The following is a 16,618-nucleotide window of genomic DNA, read 5'->3' on the forward strand; positions in this document are numbered from 1 at the left end:
GCTCGGGCCTGGCGGCGGCAGGCGCCGCCTTGACGGGCGCCGGCGCCGGCTCGCGTGGTCCAGCGTCCGCCGGCGCGTCCTCGGCGGGTTCGGGGGCGGGTTCGGCGACAGGCGGCGGCGCGGGCTTGGCGGCGACGGCGCCCTCCCCGGCCTCGAGGCGGACGAGGACCGACCCCACGGCGAGCGTCTGGCCCACCTCCCCGTTCGTGAACACGACGCGCCCCGAATGCGGCGCGGGGATCTCCACCGTCGCCTTGTCGGTCATCACGGCCGCGAGGATGTCGTCCTCGCGCACCACGTCGCCCGCCTTCACGCGCCACTCGACGAGCTCGGCCTCGGCGACGCCTTCCCCCACGTCCGGAAGCTTGACGGTGATCTCGGCCATCACACAGCCTCCACCGCGGCGCGCAGCGCTTCGCCGACGCGCTTGGGTCCCGGGAAATAGGTCCATTCGAGCGCATGCGGATAGGGCGTGTCATAGCCCGCAACACGCACGACCGGCGCCTCGAGATGATAGAAGCAGTGCTCCTGGACCAGCGAGACGAGCTCGGCCCCGAAGCCCGACGTCAGCGTCGCCTCGTGCACGACCACGCAACGCCCCGTCTTCGACACGGAGCGCACGATGGCGTCGAGGTCGAGCGGGACCAGCGTGCGCAGGTCGATGACCTCCGCGTCGATCCCCGTCTCCTGCGCCGCGGCCTCGGCGACGTGTACCATGGTGCCGTAGGCCAGCACGGTGACCGCCGTCCCGGCGCGCCGGATGGCGGCCTGCCCCAGGGGGATCGGCGCATGGCCGGTCGGAACCTCACCCAGCTCATGCTTCGACCACGGCACGATCGGGCGATCCGGGTGGCCGTCGAACGGGCCGTTGTAGAGCCGCTTCGGCTCCAGGAAGATCACCGGATCGGGATCCTCGATGGCGGCGATCAGCAGGCCCTTGGCGTCGCGCGGGTTGGACGGGACCACCGTCTTCAGGCCCGCGACATGCGTGAAGAGGGCTTCCGGGCTCTGGCTGTGGGTCTGCCCGCCGAAAATGCCGCCGCCGGTGGGCATGCGGATGACCAGGGGGCAGGTGAAGTCGCCGGCCGAGCGGTGGCGCAGGCGCGCCGCCTCCGAGACGATCTGGTCGTAGGCAGGGTAGACATAGTCGGCGAACTGGATCTCGACGCAGGGCCGGAGCCCGTAGGCCGCCATGCCGATCGCCGTGCCGACGATCCCGGCCTCGCTGATCGGCGCGTCGAAGCAGCGGTCCTTGCCGTACTTCTTCTGCAGGCCCTGCGTGCAGCGGAAGACGCCGCCGAAATAGCCGACGTCCTCGCCGAACACGACCACATTGTCGTCGCGTCCCATCATCACGTCGAGGGCGTCGCGGATCGCCTCGATCATCGTCATGCGGGCCATGGGCTCACACTCCCAGCTGCTGGCGCTGGCGGCGCAGGTGGGGCGGCAGCTCGGCGTAGACGTCCTCGAACATGTCCCGGGCCGACGGCTTGTCGCCGGCATGCAGCGTGCCGTGCGATTCCGCCTCCTTCTGGGCGGTGACGACCTCGTGCATCACCTCCGCCTCGGCCTGGGTGTGGCGCTCCTGCGACCACGCGCCGAGGGCGATGAGGTGGGTCTTGAGCCGGGCGATCGGATCGCCGAGCGGCCACACCGCGGACTCGGCCTTGGGCCGGTACGCGGAAGGATCGTCCGAGGTGGAATGCGCCCCGACCCGGTAGGTGACGTGCTCGATGAGGGTGGGGCCCAGATTGCGCCGCGCCCGCTCCACCGCCCAGCGCGCGACGGAGAGGACCGCGAGGTAGTCGTTGCCGTCCACCCGCAGCGCCGGGATGCCGAAGCCGAGCCCTCGCGCCGCGAAGGTGGCCGAGCCGCCCCGCGCGAAGCCCTGGAAGGTCGAGATGGCCCACTGGTTGTTGACGACGTTGAGCACCACGGGAGCCCGGTAGGTCGAGGCGAAGACGAGCGCGGCATGGAAGTCGCTCTCCGCCGTGGAACCGTCGCCGATCCACGCCGCCGCGATGCGGGTGTCGCGCTTGATGGCGGAGGCCATGGCCCAGCCCACCGCCTGGACGAACTGCGTGGCGAGATTGCCCGAGATCGAGAAGAAACCGTGGCTCTTGCTCGAATACATGATCGGCAGCTGACGCCCCTTCAGCGGATCCTCCGCGTTTGAGTAGATCTGGTTCATCATGGAGACCATCGGATAGCCTCCCGCGATCAGGAGGCCGGCCTGCCGGTAGGTCGGGAAATTCATGTCGCCCGGGCCGAGCGCCAGCCGGAAGGCGCAGCTCACGGCCTCCTCGCCGGTGTGCTGCATGTAGAACGAGGTCTTGCCCTGCCGTTGCGCCGTCTGCATGCGCGCGTCGAAGGCCCGCAGCGTCATCATGTGGCGCAGGCCCCGCAGAAGCTCCTCGCTCGACAGGTCGGGCTTCCACTCGCCCTTGGCCTCCCCGGCATCGTCCAGCACGCGGATGATCGAGAAGGCGAGGTCACGGATGTCGTCGGCCTTGCAATCGACCGGCGGGCGCCGCACCGAGCCCGCTTCCGGGATCGCGAAGTCGGAGAAATCCGGGGCGTCGCCGGGCCGGCTGTGCGGCTCGGGAACGTGGAGCCTCAACGCGTCGTCGCTCATGGCGGCCGGTCTCCGGGCTTGCTGTCGACGTCTGTGATCGGGAGCCCGCACTGCGGGTCCCGGAGCAAGGTTCCCCGTGTTTGCGCTTCGACGCAAGGACGCCGGCGGCGTCAGTCGACGAAGCGCACGGCGATAGACCCGAGCGGCCCATAGTCGGCCGACACCCCGTCGCCGGGAAGAACGTCGATCGGCACCAGGCACGTGCCGGTGGTGATCACCTGCCCGCGCGCGAGGGTGATGCCGAGGCCGGAGAGCTCGTTGGCGAGCCAGGTGAGCCCGATCCGCGGGTCGCCCAGCACGTTCGAGCCCCGCCCGGTGAGGGTCGTCGGCTTGCCGGCGCGCTCGTGGCGCACGGCCACCTCGAATGCCGCGAGGTCGAGGTCGCGCCACGGTGCGGTGGCCGCCGGCCCCAGCACGAACAGATGCGCGCAGGCGTTGTCGGCGATGATCTGCGCTTCCCCGGCATGGACGAAATCGGCGTAGCGGGAATCCGGCACCTCGATGGCCGGATGCAGCGTCGCGACGGCGGCGAGCACCTCCTCCTGCGTGTAGGGCGCCGGCCGCGGCGCGAGGTCGCGGGCCATGGCGAAGGCGAACTCCACCTCGGCGACCCGCATCAGGTTGCCGCGCAGCGGGAAGGGCTGGCCGGCGGGCAGCACGCGCTCGCGCAGCAGACGGCCCGCCAACGGGCCGCTGACGCCGATGTGCTTCTGCCCGGCCACGCTCGTGGCGGCGATCTTCCAGCCGAACACGGGATGGGCGGAGCGGCGCTCCAGCAGGGCCTGGATGGCATAGCCCTCGGCACGGGTGGACGGCCGCGAGGCCTCGGGCAGCCGGTCGAGGCGCCCGCTCTCCATCCACGTCGCATGGAGGAGATCGGAGGCGGCCTGCATCGTCGTCGGGGTCAGCATGGCGCGATCTCCGCGGCAGGACCGTGTGGGGGACGCGGCACCATGGTCAGACGCCGTGCTTGATGGCGATGGTCTTCAGCGCCGCAAAGCCATAGAGGGCCTCGAACCCCTTCTCGCGTCCATGGCCCGAGCGCTTGACGCCACCGAACGGCAGCTCGATGCCGCCGCCCGCGCCGAAATTGTTCACGAAGACCTGGCCGGACCGGATCTTGCGGGACAGGCGCAGGGCACGGCCGAGGTCGGCCGTCCACACGCCCGCCGCCAGCCCGTAGGGCGTGCCGTTGGCGACGCGAAGCGCTTCCGCCTCGTCGCGCACCTTGATGGCGACGAGGACGGGGCCGAAGATCTCCTCCTGGGCTAGCGCGTGGTCGGGCGGAACGTTCCCGATCAGCGTGGGCTTCACGTAGAAGCCGCCCGGCGGCAGGTTGGTCCCGAACGAGCCCTCGGCCAGGATCTGCAGCCCGTCCCGTCGGGCCATCGCCAGGAAGCCCTCGATCCGCTCCTTCTGCTGCGCGTTGACGACGGGGCCGAGATCGAGGTCCTGCGCGGCGGAGCCGACCCGCTGGGCGGCGAAGCGCTGGGCGAGGTCGGCGGTGAACCGGTCGTAGATGCTCTCCTCGATCAGCACGCGCGAGCCCGCGCTGCAGGTCTGGCCGGCGTTCTGCACGATGCTGCGGGTGATCACCGTGCCGGCGTCGGCAAGGTCCGCGTCGGCGAAGACGATCTGCGGCGACTTGCCGCCGAGTTCGAGGGTCACCGGGATCGTGTTGCGGGCGGCGGCAGCCTGGACCAGCGTGCCGACCTCCGGCGAACCGGTGAAGCTGATGTGGCCGATGCCCGGATGGCTGGTGAGCGCGGCGCCGGCCTCCTCCCCCAGACCCGTGACGACGTTGAAGGACCCGGCCGGGAACCCCGCCTCGAGCGTGAGCTCGGCGATGGCGAGCGAACTCATCGAGGTGTCCTCGGCCGGCTTGAGCACGACCGCGTTGCCCATGGCCAGCGCGCCGCCCACCGAGCGGCCCATGATCTGAAGCGGATAGTTCCAGGGGATGATGTGGCCGGTGACCCCGTGCGGCTCGTAGAACGTCATGACGCTGACGCCGTTCTGCGACGGGATCGTCTCGCCGTGCACCTTGTCGGCGGCGCCGCCGTAGTACTCGAAATAGCGCGCGCACATGGTGACGTCGGTGCGGGCCTGCGACACCGGCTTGCCGACGTCCTCGCTTTCGATCCGCGCCAGCCGTTCCGCGTCGCGCTGGATGAGCGCGGCCAGCCGCATCAGCATCCGTCCGCGCTGCAGGGCCTCCACCCGGCCCCATTCACCGTCCAGCGCCGCCTCGCCGGCCCGCACCGCCGCGTCGATCTCGGCGGCGCCGCCCCGGGCGATCTGGGCCACGACGGTCCCGTCGGAAGGATTGACGACCGCGATGGTCTCCTTGCCGGGCACCGTGCGTCCGTCGATGAAATGGCCGTAGGTCTTCATGGGGTCACCACGCCTCTGTCGCAACGCGCGCGGCCCGGGAGCGGAACCGCCGCGGCGCGATCTTACCGCCTTCGGCCGATGCCGGCACCGGGCAAGATGAGGCGTGCGTGGTGCGAACGTCGCGCTCAGCGCCCCGTGATCGAGGAGACGTCGATCTCGTAGATCTGGCGCTCGCCCGTATGGGCCGAATCGATGCTCACCTTACGACCGTCGCGGCTCCAGCGCGGATGCAGGTCGCAGCGCAGTTCGCCCGCCAGTTGGGGCGGCGAGAAGAACACGCCGATGTCGATGCGGCGGCCGGTCGCCATCTCGTAGAGCATCAGCGTGCGGTTGCTCTGCGCGTCGGGATAGGTGTCCGTCATCATGAAGCGGCGGTCCGGCGAGAAGCTGCAATGGCCGTCCGAGGAGAACACGTCGGCGCCGAAGGTCTCGAAGCCCGGCCCGTGCAGGTCGTAGAGGGCGTACTCGTCGCGCTGCGTCCCCGGCGTGCGCGCATAGGCGACGATCCGGCCGTCGTCATGGTAGCCGAAATGCGAGAAATACGTGTTGTCGTGCACGAGCCTGATCTGCCGGCCGTCGGCGCTGGAGCAGAAGAAGCGATCGTTGAACCTCACCTTCGGATCGAACTGGCACCGGTTCAGGAACACGAAGTTCGCGCCGCTCGGCGAGATCGTCAGGTGGTTCACCCAGTGCGGCCCGAGGTGCATCCGGGGGATGGTCTGGTGCTCGAACAGCCGCTGCAGGGAGATGATCAGTTCGCTCTCCCCGGTGGCCAGGTCGATGCGGAAGACACCGTCGTGCTCGGGATGCGGATCGGGCAATGTGTTCTCGACGCCGTCCGGATAGCCGTAGCCCGGGCGGGTGTGGTGCAGGCGCGCATAGTTCAGGCCCACCGCATAGGTGTCGCCGACCGCGTAGAAGGACCGCGACAACCGGCGGCGCTCGCCGGTCGCCACGTTGTGGATCACGCCGAAGAAGCGGTCCTGCTCACGAACGTTGTAGATGATCGTGTTCTCGGGCTCCGAGGGCAGCCACTGCAGCATCGTGCCCTGCTGCCAGCTCCACGCCGTGGTTTCGGCGACGGGAACGAAGCGGTTGCCCTCGTGCGTGTCGATGAGGCCGATCACCGCCGGGTCGTCACGGGTCGGCTGGCGGTCGATGAACCCGACGCGCAGCGCCAGGTGATAGCGCCCGGACGCGTTCCAGGGAAACTTGTCGTAGTAGCCGAAGAAATGATGCCCCCCTTGCGTGAGCGCGGTGGCGGGCAGCAGGTGGCTTTCGATCATGGGGAGGCTCCGTCGGCCTGGGTCCTGGGCTCCGAAAGGTCGAGGGAGAGAACCGTCTCGCCGACCCGGATGGTGAGGTCCTGCGCGTGCGCCGGCGCGCGGCAGAAGACGCTTTCGATGGCGTTGCCCGTCGGCCACGGGGCGTGCGCCTCGGGCCAGGGCCGGTTCAGCCGATCGCGGGCCGCGGCGGCGAGCCCGTCGGCGATCTCGCCGACGGCGCAGGCCACGCGCACCGGCCCTTCCGCGAAAAGCCGCGTCTCCGGCCGCTCGGGATCGCGCCGCAACGGGACCGTGCTCGCCAGGGCGAAGCCGACGTCAGCGTGGCGCCCGGTGAGGAGCCCCGGCTCCAGGCGGACGTCCTCGAGCCCCCAGAGCGGCACCGTCACCGCGGCGTCCCCGTCGTGAAGGGCCTCGACCAGCGCGCCGTCGCGCCGGGTCCGCAGCGCACCCGTGCCGAGGATGCGCAGGTCGGACCCGAGCGCCGCCATCCAGGCCCCGCCGCGGGAGGCCACGGCGAGGGATCCCCGGCGCCACAGCGTCAAGCCGGTCGCATGCGAAGGGGCCAGGAACACCTCCTGCGCCGTGCCGTCGCGCGCGATGTCGGCGAGCACCGGCGGCGGCACGTAGCCCGACAGCGCGAGCGCCCGGACGACGGCTGCCCCGACGTCCGCGACGCCGCGGCCCCAGAGGAACCACGAGAGGGCGGCGTCCCGGTCGACGGCGGCCGTCTCGGCGGGCGGCCAGGCGACGGGAACGCCCTCGACGCTGCCGAGCGCGAGCGCGAAGGCGTGGGCGTCGACCAGCGCCGCCGCCCAATCGGCGATGTCGCCGGCCTGGGTGGCGGCCAGGGCCAGGAGCGCCACCAGGCGCGCATGCAGGTCCGGCGCCGTGACGTCGATCCCGCCGACCGTCGCGATGCCGGGCCACGCCTCGGCCAGTACGGCCTGGTCGGGCCGCATGTCCGCCTGCACGACCCGTCGGACGAGATCGAGGATCGCGCAGCCGCCGGCGGGGCTCGCGTCGCCGATGATGCTCAGCCAGGCCTCGCGGGAGCCGCCCGTATCGCCGTGAGCGCGGAGGGTCGCGGCGAGAGCGGCCGGGTCATCCTCGTCACGGGCCAGCCGCGGCGCGACCGTGAGGGCCATGCGGTGTTCGACCGGTACCGCGCTCCAGAACTGCTGCAGCGGTGGCGTCGCGACGACGTGGTAGAGGCCCGGCGCGAGATTGACCGTCGTGCCCAGGCCGACGGGCTCGCTGTCGGGGCCGAGCGTCACGGAACGCTCCGCATGCGTCATGCCGGCCGCGTCCACCAGCCGGAGCGTCACGTCGCACAGCGTGTCGAAGGGCTCGGAGCAGGACAAGGTGACGGCCCCCCGCGTGTAGAGCGCGCGGCCGAGCACGAGGCGCGGCAGCAAGCGGCGATACCTGGCCAGCCGGTCCGTCGCTTCGGCGCTCATGGATGGGCCAGTGCCGGCGAGGGCTCGGGCATGCTCATGCCGGACAGCCCGAGTTCCTCGGCGCGGTGGCAGCGCACCATGCGACCCGGGGCGATTTCCCGCAGGGCCGGCACCTCGCTGCGGCAACGCCGCTTGTCGTCGAAGCGGCAGCGGGCGTGGAACGCGCAACCGCGGGGCACCGAGTAGGGATCGGGGATGCTCCCGGGGATGGCGGCGAGCCGCTCCCCTTTCTGCCGCAGGCCGAAGCGGGGAATCGAGTGCAGGAGGGCGTGCGTGTAGGGATGCAGCGGCGCGGCGAAGATGTCGCCCACCGGGCCGGCCTCCACGACCTTGCCCAGATACATGACGACGACGCGCTCGGTCATCTGGGCCACCACGCCGAGATCGTGGGTCACGAAGAGGATGGCCATGCCCGCCTCGCGCTGCAGCCGGCGCATGAGCGCGAGGATCTGCGCCTGGGTCGTCACGTCGAGCGCGGTGGTCGGCTCGTCGGCCATCAGCAGGCGCGGATCGCACGACAGCGCCATGGCGATCATGGCACGCTGGCGCATGCCGCCCGACAGCTCGTGCGGGTATTGCCTGGCGATCATCTCCGGCCGCGGCATGGCCACGCGGGCCAGCGTTTCCACGGCCCGCACCCAGGCCTGCTCCGGCGTGGTGTTGCCGCGCAGCATGATGGCCTCGACGATCTGGTCGCCGATGGTGTGCACCGGCGACAGCGACGACATCGGCTCCTGGAAGATCATCGCGATCTCACCGCCGCGGATCATGCGGATCTCCCGCCCGTCGCCGGGCAGCGTCGCGAGATCCACCACGGTGTCGTCCTTTCGCCGCCAGCGGATCGCGCCGTCGACGACCTTGCCGGGGCGCGGCACGATCCTGAGGATCGAGCGCAGGAGCACCGACTTGCCGCATCCGCTCTCGCCGACGATGCCGACGGTCTCGCCCTGGGCCACGGACAGGCTGGCACCGTCGACGGAGCGCACGGTCCCCTGGGGCAGCGAGAACTGCGTGCGGAGGTCCTCGACCTCCAGGATGGGCCCCTTGTCCGCGATCATGGCCGCGCCTCCCGGGCCACATAGTCGGACGGCCCTGCCAAGGTGAGCTCCTCGGCCCGGTGGCACCGCACGAAATGTCCCGGCACGACCTCGCGCAGCGCCGGCCGCGTCGTCTTGCAGGCCTCGGTGCGGTAGCGGCACCGGGGATGGAAGGTGCAGCCGCTCGGCGGATTGGCCGCGTTGGCCAGTTCGCCCTCGAGCACCGCGGCCTCCCGGCGCGCCGCCGGGTCGGGAACCGGCACCGCCGCCATCAACGCCTCGGTGTAGGGATGGAGCGGGCGCGAGAAGAGGGCTTCATTGCTGGCCAGTTCCACGACCTGGCCGACATACATCACCGCCACGCGGTCGCAGATGTACTCGATGACGCCGAGGTCGTGGGCGATGAACAGGTAGGTGAGCTGGCGCGACGCCTGCAGGTCCTGCAGGAGGTTGAGGATCTGCGCCTGCACGGACACGTCGAGCGCCGACACCGGCTCGTCGCAGACGATGAACCGGGGCGACAGGCCCAGCGCCCGCGCGATGCCGATGCGCTGGCGCTGTCCGCCCGAGAAGGCGTGGGGATAGCGCGTCATGTGGTCGGCGCGCAGGCCCACCTGCTCGAGCAGGTCGGCCACCATGTCGCGCACGGCGCGGCCCTTGGCGATCCCGTTGATGACGATCGGTTCGCCGATGATGTCGAGCAGCGACATGCGCGGATTGAGCGACGTGATCGGGTCCTGGAAGATCATCTGCAGGTCGCGCCTGTAGGGCCGCATGCCCGACGGCGAGAGCGTCGCGAGGTCGACCGGCTCCTCGCCGTCCGCGCCACCCGGCCGCTTGTACAGAATCCGGCCGGAGGTGGGGTCCAGCGCCCGGGCGATGCAGCGGCCCAGCGTCGTCTTCCCGCAGCCGCTTTCCCCCACGAGGCCGAAGGTCTCGCCCGGCTGGATGGCGAAGTCGACGCCGTCGACGGCGCGGATCGGCGCCGCCGCGGCCTGGAACATCGAGCGCCGGGCGCCGTAGTGCTTGCACAAGCCTTCGACCCGGAGGATCGGTTCGGCGGGGGTCGTGTTCACCCGGCGCTCCTGCTCAGCGTGAGAACGGATCGGCCGCATCGCGCGCGCCGTCTCCGAGGAAGTTGAAGGCCAGCACGATCGACACCACGCACGCGGCCGGGCCGATCCACAGCCACGGATAGAACGTGATGGTCTGGATCTTCTGCGCCTCCTGCAACAGCACGCCCCAGCTGACCGTCGGCGGCTTCAGCCCGACGCCGAGGAAGCTCAGCGCCGTCTCGCCGATGATGATCCCGGGGATCGCCAGCGTGAGCGTCACGATCACGTAGCTCATCAGGTTGGGCACGAGATGGCGCGCGATGATGCGGAACCACCCGGCCCCGTAGACCCGCGCGGCCGTGACGAAGTCCTGCTCGCGCAGGGCCAGGAAGCGCCCGCGCGCCACCCGGGCCGTGCTCGTCCAAGACACGAGCGACAGCACGAGGAGGATCGCGAAGTACTGGTACACGGGCGGCCAGTCGCGCGGCACCGCCGCCGCCAGCCCGAGCCAGAGCGGGATCGTCGGGATGGCGATGATCGCCTCGATGATGCGCTGGATGACCGTGTCGATCCGGCCGCCGAACAGTCCGGACACCCCGCCGATGAGGAGGCCGAGCACGAGGCTGAGCAGCACGGAGATCATGCCGACCGACAGGGAGATCTGGGCGCCGTGCAGCAGCCTCGACAGCATGTCGCGGCCGAAGGCGTCGGTGCCGGCGAGGAACACGTAGCCGCCGGGCGCGCCGAAGAGGTGCAGGTCGGTCTCGAACAGCCCCAGGACCTCGTGCGTCTCGCCGCGAACGAAGAGCGCGAGCGGGAAGATCCGCGACGGATCGTCGGCGTAGACGAGGCGCATCGTCTTCGGGTCGCGGCTCATGCGGTAGCCGTAGACGAAGGGTCCGCGGAAGGTGCCGTCCTTGTCGAACAGGTGCACGGACTGCGGCGGAGCATAGAGGTAGCGCGAGCGCGTGGAGGGCGAGCTCGGTGACACGAAGCTGGCGAACAGCGTGACGAGATAGGCCGCGATCAGGAACACGAGGGATGCCACCGCGAGCCGGTGACGCCGGAATTTCCACCAGGTCAGCCGCGCGGGCGACACCACCTTGCCGACGGCGGCCGGGACGGCCACGGCGCCCTCGTCTCCGATCTCGGAGGTCGTCGCTTCGGCGGTCATAGCCGGATCCTCGGGTCGGCCCACACGAGCAGCAGGTCGGACAGGAAGGTGCCGATCACGGTCAGGACGCTCAGGATGAAGATGATCGAGGCGGCCAGGAACATGTCCTGGGATCGCACCGCGTTGAGCAGCAGCGGGCCCGTCGTCGGCAGGTTGAGCACCGTCGCGGTGATCTCCGTGCCCGAGACGAGGTGCGGCAGCGTGAAGCCGATCGTCGACAGCACCGGGGAGATCGCCACCCGCACCGGATATTTGAGGATCAGCTTCCACTCGGGAAGGCCCTTGGCCCGCGCGGTCTCGACATAGGCCTGGCTGAGTTCGTCCAGCAGCATTCCGCGCATCACGCGCATGGTCGCGGCCGTGCCGCCGAGCCCGATGATCAGGATCGCCAGCGACAGGTTCGACAGCATGTCGAGCACCCGCCCCACGGACCACGGCGCCAGCTCGTACTCCGGCGAAAACAGCCCGGCCACGTTGCCGCCGAAATAGGTCGAGTTCACGTAGATCAGCAGGATCGCCATCAGGAAGTTGGGGATGGCCAGGCCGATGAACCCGACGAAGGTGAAGGTGTAGTCGAGGACGGAATACTGCCGGACGGCGGAATAGATCCCGATCGGCACGGCCAGCGCATAGACGAAGAGCGCGGTGGGGATGGTGATCGCCAGGGTCAGCGGCAACCGTTCCTCCAGGAGGTCGAGAACGGTGCGCTGGTACTGGAAGGAGATGCCGAAATTCCCCATCAGGAGGTTGCTGATCCAGCGCCAGTACTGCACGAGGAGATTGTCATCCAGCCCGAACTGGGCACGAAGCGCCTCCACCGCGTCCTGGGTGATCTGGTCGCCCCCGGACAGGGTCGCCAGGTACGAGTTCACGAAGTCGCCCGGCGGCAGCTGGATGACCAGGAACGCGATGACGCTGATGATGAACACCGTTGCGACCATCTGGAGGGAGCGGTGCATCAGGTAGGCGAGCATGGGCGGACGTGGCCTCCTGGGCTGGCGAACGGGGCGGGCCGGCATGGCCCGCCCCCGCTGACTGCGGCTACTTGCGCTCGCCGGACCAGGCCCCGCCGGTGAAGTAGGTCTGCTCGACGTTGTAGTGGTGGTTGCCCAACCAGTCGAAGCTCGTGACGCCGTCCTCGGGATAGTTCACGTAGTTGGCGCCGAGGATGACGGGGATCGGCACTTCGCCGACATCGCCGATGTTCCACAGGTTGCGCGCGTTGAGCTGCATGATCTCCTTGCCGATGGCCAGACGCCTGGCTTCGTCCACGGTGATCTGCATCTCGTCGAACAGGTCCTGCACGCGCTTGACGTCTCCCGTCGGCGCCTCGCCGCGCTTGCCGCCGCTTTCGTACCACTGCGCGTAGGACATCCCCCACACGTTCCATCCGGTGGTGAGGTAGGGAACGTGCCACTCGGGCGAGTGCGGGAACATAGTGTCCGAGCACTTGTCGCCGATCCAGACGCCGAACTCCATGTCGTTGTTGTCGATCAGCGCCCGAACCTGCTCGCGTGCCACGGAGCGCACGTTCATGGTGATCCCGACCTCCCGCAAGAACTCGATCAGCAGTTCGCCGACGGCGACGCTGCCGGGATCGTCGACCGGGACGTCCAGGTTGAGCCGCAGCGGCTTGCCGTCCGGCCGCAGCCTGATCTTCTGGCTGTCGCGCTTGGTCAGGCCGATCTGGTCGAGCAACGCGTTGGCGCCCTTGGGATCGTACTGCGTATCCTGCTTCGCCAGCGTGTCGTCGCGCCAGCGCGACCCCGGGATCATCTGCAGCTGCGCGGGCTTTCCGTAGCCCAGGTAGATCGTGTCGATGATCATCTGCCGGTCGATGGCGATCGACAGCGCCTTCTTGAAGCGGATGTCGTTGAACAGCTTGCGCAGCTCGGGGTCCTTGGCCGTGTGGTTGAGCATGAAGGTGTGCTCGGCCGCGCGGCTGGTCTTCCACAACCTCGTCACGTAGTGACCCTTCGTCGCGTTCTCCTTGTAGAGCGGGAGGTTGGTGAAGGTCGTGTCGGTGTTGACCCAGTTCAATTCGCCCGCCGCGATCGCCGCATCGCGGATCTCGGCGCTTTCGAAGTTGGTCAGGATGATGTCGTCGATGTAGGGCAGCTGGCGCCCGTCCGGATCGACCTTCCAGTAGTAGGGGTTCCGGTCGGCGACCAGCAGGTTCTGCCGCATCGGCTGCGCGAGGCGGAACGGCAGCAGCGTCGGCATGTCGGTGTTGAGGAAGGGCATCAGCCACTGCACGTTCGTGCGGTTGTTGATGAGGTCCACCCACGACGTGAAGCCGGCATCCGCCACGCGCTTCTTCAGCGCCGCCTCGTCCGTGAACGCCGGATGGAACTGCTCGAGGTAATGGCGCGGCAGCCAGCGCGGGATCGTGGCGCCCACGCCGTGGGCGAGCAGCGCCGGCAGGTTGGCGTGCGGCTCGGGAAAGGTCCACTCGACGGTGTGGTCGTCCACCAGCCGGAACGTCGGCACCGTGCCCTTGATGATGAACTGCGCCATGGGCGCCGGGCTGATCTGCTTGTTCAGGTTGATGTGGTTCCACCAGAACTCGAAGCCGCGGGCATCGAAGGGCGCGCCGTCCGACCAGCGGATGCCCTTGCGCAGCACCAGCGTGAAGGTGCGTCCGTTGTTCGAATAGGACCAGCTTTCCGCGAGGTTGGGCTGGATGGTGCCGCCATCGCGCGCGATGCGCAGGATGGGCTCCGGTCCCCAGGCGGAGCGCGCCTGGAAGCCTCGGTTCTGGATGATGCCGGTCCGGATGTGGCCGCCATAGGTGCCCGTCGACGTCATCGGTTCGACGACCACCGGCGTCGGCGGCAGGCGCTTCTCGACCGGCGGCAGCTTGCCGTCGGCGACCAGCTTGGCGAGCGCCGGCGCTTCCTTGTACTTCGACTGTGCGGCGGCCTGGCGCACGGGCAGTCCCAGGGCCGCGACGGCGGCGCCGGCGCCCCCGAGTTGCAGGAACCGGCGGCGGGTCGACGTGGTGTGATCGATCATGGCGTTTCCCTCCTTGCAGCGTGTTGCGCGTTCGACGTCACCGGGGTCCTGTCCCTTGTCGGGATCTGCCGTGGCCCCGTCCTGCTTCCCTGCCCCGCCGCTCGCTGCGGCGAGGCCCGAACCCGAGCCCTCAGGCGCCTGCCCGCACCGAGCCGACGTTTCCGTGCCAATGCTGCGGAACCGCCTCGCGCTCGGCCTCGAGCAGTTCCTCGATCAGCGCCTCCGTGTCGGCGATCGAGTTGGTCAGCGGATCGACCAGCAAAGCGCGCCGCAGGAGGTCCTTGTCGCCGGTGACGACGGCCTCGGCGGTCAGCTCGTGCGTATCGAGGACGATGTCCTGAAGCGCCCGGAGGCCGCGCGGCATGTCGCCGACCGGACGGGGCCTCGGCCCATCCATGTCGATGTCGCAAAGCAGCTCGAGAAACGCGTCGGCCGGAAGGTTGGGGACGGCCGTGCCGTTCGTCGTGTTGACGTAGAAGGGCTTGCCCAAGCCTCCCACCATGTTCTCAATGATGTCGGTGGCGTGGTCGGGCCCGAAGTCCGTCATGTACCTTGTGATCGGCCACTCACCGGAGATGTACCGGTCGATGCCGTCCCACATCTCGCGATGACGCTCGTACCGCGCTTCCGTCTCCCACAGCGACAGTTCCGGAATGGCGTCCGGGACCACGCCATGGCCCTGCCAGAAGCGGAGATACTCCTTGGTGTGCGCCACGCAGGCCGGCACCTTGCCGAACAGGCGGTAGAGTTCGTAGCCGATCGCGTCGTTGTGGATGGCCTTGGCGCCCGTGTCGCCGCCGTCGGTTTCGGTCGCCGCCTTGCGGCGGATGGCCTCGGCGATGTCCGGCAGGACGTCGCGGCCGTCATAGGTGGCCGAGAGGACCCAGGTGAAGTGGTTGACGCCGGCGATGCGCAGGTCGAAGCGCGCGTCCCGCTCCCGATCGAGCGGCTCGTCGATGCCGACGATGCCGGCGCGCTCGGCATAGAGACGCTTCACGTGGGGCATGTGCAGGCTGTCGCACAACGCGAAGCTCTTCAGCTCCGGCGCGTAGCGACGCAGCGCCATGCCGTTCACGGTCGACGGGTTGATGTAGTTGATGACCCAGGCGTCCGGGCACAGCTCCTGGATGTCGCGGGCGCAATCGAGAATCACCGGCAGTTCGCGCAGGGCCCTGAACACGCCGCCCGGGCCGATGGTGTCCCCCGAGCACATGCGGATGCCGTACTTGGCCGAGATCTGCGTGTCGAGGCCGCGATAGCGGACGGTGTCCTTGGCGAAACTCAGCACGACGAAGTCGCTGGACGCCAGGACGTCGCGGCGCTCGAGGCTGGCCTCCACCCGCAGCTTGACGCCGTTGGCCTCGACGACCATCCGCGCCAGCTTCTCCAGCCGGGCGAGCCGCTTGGGGTCGGTGTCGACAAGCGCCAGCGTGCCGTTGTTGAGATGGGGTGAATGGACCATCTGCCAGATCGCCTGCCTGCCGAAGAACAGGCTGCCGGCACCGATGATGGTGACCTTGGGACCGACCATGGCCATCGTGCGTCCTCCCTTGGTGCGGCTGTCCACCCTTGACCGGGGCGCCGCTTGAAATCGAACGTGCCGTCAAAATAATCGCATTCCACACGGCTGGCGTTTCGTTTCGGGAGGTGAGAAAGTCGAACATGGAGATCTTCGAGCTGCACCGCCAGCCCGACGTCGTGCTGCCCGAACTGCAGAGCCTGGGCTGGTGCCACACGCTGCGGCCGCTGTTCGGCGGGCCGCGGACCGACGGCCGAATCGCCTTCGAGGTGGGCTATCTGGCCAGCGGCAGCATCGAGTGGCTGACGCCCGCCGGGCTGGAGGAAGCCGGCCCGGGCTCCGTGCTCATCGACAAGCCCGGCGACTGGCAGGGCGGCGTCAGCGCCATCGTCCATCCCTGCGAGCGCTACTGGATCCGCTTCAACTTTCCGCCCGTGGCCGCGCTGCCGGGATTGAAGGAGACCACGGTGACGCGGCTGGCGGCCATGTTCGCGGACATGACGGTCCGGCACTTCCCAGCCTCGCAGGAGTTGCGGAGCCACTTCGACCGCCTGCTGCACGAGCAGCGCACCCCGGGCCAGTTCGCCGAGGAGATTGCCAGGGCCTGTTTCCACCAGATCCTGTACTGCGTGGCGCTCGACTACGAGCGCGGCCGCTCCGTGCAGTACAGCGATCCGGTGCAGCGCTCGATCCGCTTCATGGGGCGCCGGTTGGACCGCGACTGCGCGGTCGACGAGGCGGCGCGCGCCGTCGGCCTCAGCGTTGGCTATTTCCACGACCTGTTTCTCAAGGAAGTCGGCGTGACGCCGGCGCGATTTCACACGCGGGCCCGCGTCGCGCTCGCCAAGCGCAAGCTCATCGACAGCGACGAGACCGTGACCGACATCGCGATCGGCCTGGGCTATTCGTCCAGCCAGTACTTCGCCACCACGTTCAAGCGAATAGTCGGCCTCACGCCCAGCGACTACCGCCGCCTGCGCGACGAGCATCTGGGGCCACGCCCGGCGCGATGAGGGGGACAGGCCGACGAACCCTCGGCCCCACCG

The 16,618-nt window shown here is 69.4% G+C and carries 14 protein-coding genes; 1 reads left to right on the forward strand and 13 read right to left on the reverse strand.

Annotated features, from left to right (window positions below):
• The 13 genes from Q0Q47_RS23925 to Q0Q47_RS23985 all read right to left on the reverse strand — a co-directional run.
• A partial coding sequence (locus Q0Q47_RS23925) for a biotin/lipoyl-containing protein (RefSeq protein ID WP_293865916.1) occupies positions 1–385 on the reverse strand: 385 nt, incomplete at its 3' end.
• A complete protein-coding gene (locus Q0Q47_RS23930) occupies positions 385–1,401 on the reverse strand; it encodes an alpha-ketoacid dehydrogenase subunit beta (protein WP_293865919.1) in 1,017 nt (338 codons plus the stop codon). The genes Q0Q47_RS23925 and Q0Q47_RS23930, both read right to left, overlap by 1 nt.
• Before the next feature lie 4 nt (positions 1,402–1,405).
• Positions 1,406–2,635, reverse strand: coding sequence for a 3-methyl-2-oxobutanoate dehydrogenase (2-methylpropanoyl-transferring) subunit alpha (locus Q0Q47_RS23935; protein ID WP_293865922.1), 1,230 nt, complete (start codon positions 2,633–2,635; stop codon positions 1,406–1,408).
• Between the two features lie 110 nt (positions 2,636–2,745).
• A complete protein-coding gene (locus Q0Q47_RS23940; RefSeq protein ID WP_293865925.1) occupies positions 2,746–3,546 on the reverse strand; it encodes a fumarylacetoacetate hydrolase family protein in 801 nt (266 codons plus the stop codon).
• Positions 3,547–3,592: 46 nt separating this feature from the next.
• Positions 3,593–5,029: an aldehyde dehydrogenase family protein gene (locus tag Q0Q47_RS23945; protein ID WP_293865928.1), complete on the reverse strand. Its 1,437-nt coding sequence runs from the start codon at positions 5,027–5,029 to the stop codon at positions 3,593–3,595.
• 125 nt (positions 5,030–5,154) lie between these two features.
• The gene (locus Q0Q47_RS23950; RefSeq protein ID WP_293865931.1) at positions 5,155–6,315 is read right to left on the reverse strand and encodes a hypothetical protein; all 1,161 of its coding nucleotides are present in this window, start codon (positions 6,313–6,315) and stop codon (positions 5,155–5,157) included.
• Complete coding sequence (locus tag Q0Q47_RS23955; protein ID WP_293865934.1) at positions 6,312–7,772, reverse strand: hypothetical protein; 1,461 nt, start codon at positions 7,770–7,772, stop codon at positions 6,312–6,314. Before Q0Q47_RS23955 ends, Q0Q47_RS23950 begins: the two co-directional genes overlap by 4 nt.
• Entirely contained in the window at positions 7,769–8,830 is a 1,062-nt protein-coding gene (locus Q0Q47_RS23960; protein ID WP_293865937.1) for an ABC transporter ATP-binding protein, read from the reverse strand. The genes Q0Q47_RS23955 and Q0Q47_RS23960 overlap by 4 nt, the downstream gene beginning before the upstream one ends.
• Entirely contained in the window at positions 8,827–9,885 is a 1,059-nt protein-coding gene (locus Q0Q47_RS23965) for an ABC transporter ATP-binding protein (protein ID WP_367278302.1), read from the reverse strand. Before Q0Q47_RS23965 ends, Q0Q47_RS23960 begins: the two co-directional genes overlap by 4 nt.
• A 13-nt stretch (positions 9,886–9,898) precedes the next feature.
• Positions 9,899–11,038 carry an ABC transporter permease gene (locus tag Q0Q47_RS23970; RefSeq protein WP_293865940.1) on the reverse strand — a complete coding sequence of 380 codons (1,140 nt, stop codon included), beginning with the start codon at positions 11,036–11,038 and terminating at the stop codon, positions 9,899–9,901.
• Complete coding sequence (locus Q0Q47_RS23975; RefSeq protein ID WP_293865943.1) at positions 11,035–12,012, reverse strand: ABC transporter permease; 978 nt, start codon at positions 12,010–12,012, stop codon at positions 11,035–11,037. Before Q0Q47_RS23975 ends, Q0Q47_RS23970 begins: the two co-directional genes overlap by 4 nt.
• Positions 12,013–12,079: 67 nt before the next feature.
• Positions 12,080–14,053, reverse strand: coding sequence for an ABC transporter substrate-binding protein (locus Q0Q47_RS23980; RefSeq protein WP_293865946.1), 1,974 nt, complete (start codon positions 14,051–14,053; stop codon positions 12,080–12,082).
• Between the two features lie 130 nt (positions 14,054–14,183).
• Positions 14,184–15,590 (reverse strand): hypothetical protein, encoded by a 1,407-nt coding sequence (locus tag Q0Q47_RS23985; protein ID WP_293865949.1) that lies wholly within the window; start codon positions 15,588–15,590, stop codon positions 14,184–14,186.
• A 125-nt stretch (positions 15,591–15,715) separates the two neighbouring features.
• On the opposite strand from Q0Q47_RS23985, the gene Q0Q47_RS23990 reads away from it, so the two are divergent.
• Positions 15,716–16,585 (forward strand): AraC family transcriptional regulator, encoded by an 870-nt coding sequence (locus Q0Q47_RS23990; RefSeq protein WP_293865952.1) that lies wholly within the window; start codon positions 15,716–15,718, stop codon positions 16,583–16,585.
• The last annotated feature ends 33 nt before the right edge of the window (positions 16,586–16,618 follow it).

Source organism: uncultured Alsobacter sp. (assembly GCF_945952055.1).
Taxonomy (GTDB): Bacteria; Pseudomonadota; Alphaproteobacteria; order Rhizobiales; family Beijerinckiaceae; genus Alsobacter.

What these genes read in the sequence shown, in the direction of transcription:
- Q0Q47_RS23930 (WP_293865919.1), bottom strand. Translation starts at nt 1,401, where the DNA reads ATGGCCCGCATGACGATGATCGAGGCGATCCGCGACGCCCTCGACGTG.
- Q0Q47_RS23935 (WP_293865922.1), bottom strand. Translation starts at nt 2,635, where the DNA reads ATGAGCGACGACGCGTTGAGGCTCCACGTTCCCGAGCCGCACAGCCGG.
- Q0Q47_RS23940 (WP_293865925.1), bottom strand. Translation starts at nt 3,546, where the DNA reads ATGCTGACCCCGACGACGATGCAGGCCGCCTCCGATCTCCTCCATGCG.
- Q0Q47_RS23945 (WP_293865928.1), bottom strand. Translation starts at nt 5,029, where the DNA reads ATGAAGACCTACGGCCATTTCATCGACGGACGCACGGTGCCCGGCAAG.
- Q0Q47_RS23950 (WP_293865931.1), bottom strand. Translation starts at nt 6,315, where the DNA reads ATGATCGAAAGCCACCTGCTGCCCGCCACCGCGCTCACGCAAGGGGGG.
- Q0Q47_RS23955 (WP_293865934.1), bottom strand. Translation starts at nt 7,772, where the DNA reads ATGAGCGCCGAAGCGACGGACCGGCTGGCCAGGTATCGCCGCTTGCTG.
- Q0Q47_RS23960 (WP_293865937.1), bottom strand. Translation starts at nt 8,830, where the DNA reads ATGATCGCGGACAAGGGGCCCATCCTGGAGGTCGAGGACCTCCGCACG.
- Q0Q47_RS23970 (WP_293865940.1), bottom strand. Translation starts at nt 11,038, where the DNA reads ATGACCGCCGAAGCGACGACCTCCGAGATCGGAGACGAGGGCGCCGTG.
- Q0Q47_RS23975 (WP_293865943.1), bottom strand. Translation starts at nt 12,012, where the DNA reads ATGCTCGCCTACCTGATGCACCGCTCCCTCCAGATGGTCGCAACGGTG.
- Q0Q47_RS23980 (WP_293865946.1), bottom strand. Translation starts at nt 14,053, where the DNA reads ATGATCGATCACACCACGTCGACCCGCCGCCGGTTCCTGCAACTCGGG.
- Q0Q47_RS23985 (WP_293865949.1), bottom strand. Translation starts at nt 15,590, where the DNA reads ATGGCCATGGTCGGTCCCAAGGTCACCATCATCGGTGCCGGCAGCCTG.
- Q0Q47_RS23990 (WP_293865952.1), top strand. Translation starts at nt 15,716, where the DNA reads ATGGAGATCTTCGAGCTGCACCGCCAGCCCGACGTCGTGCTGCCCGAA.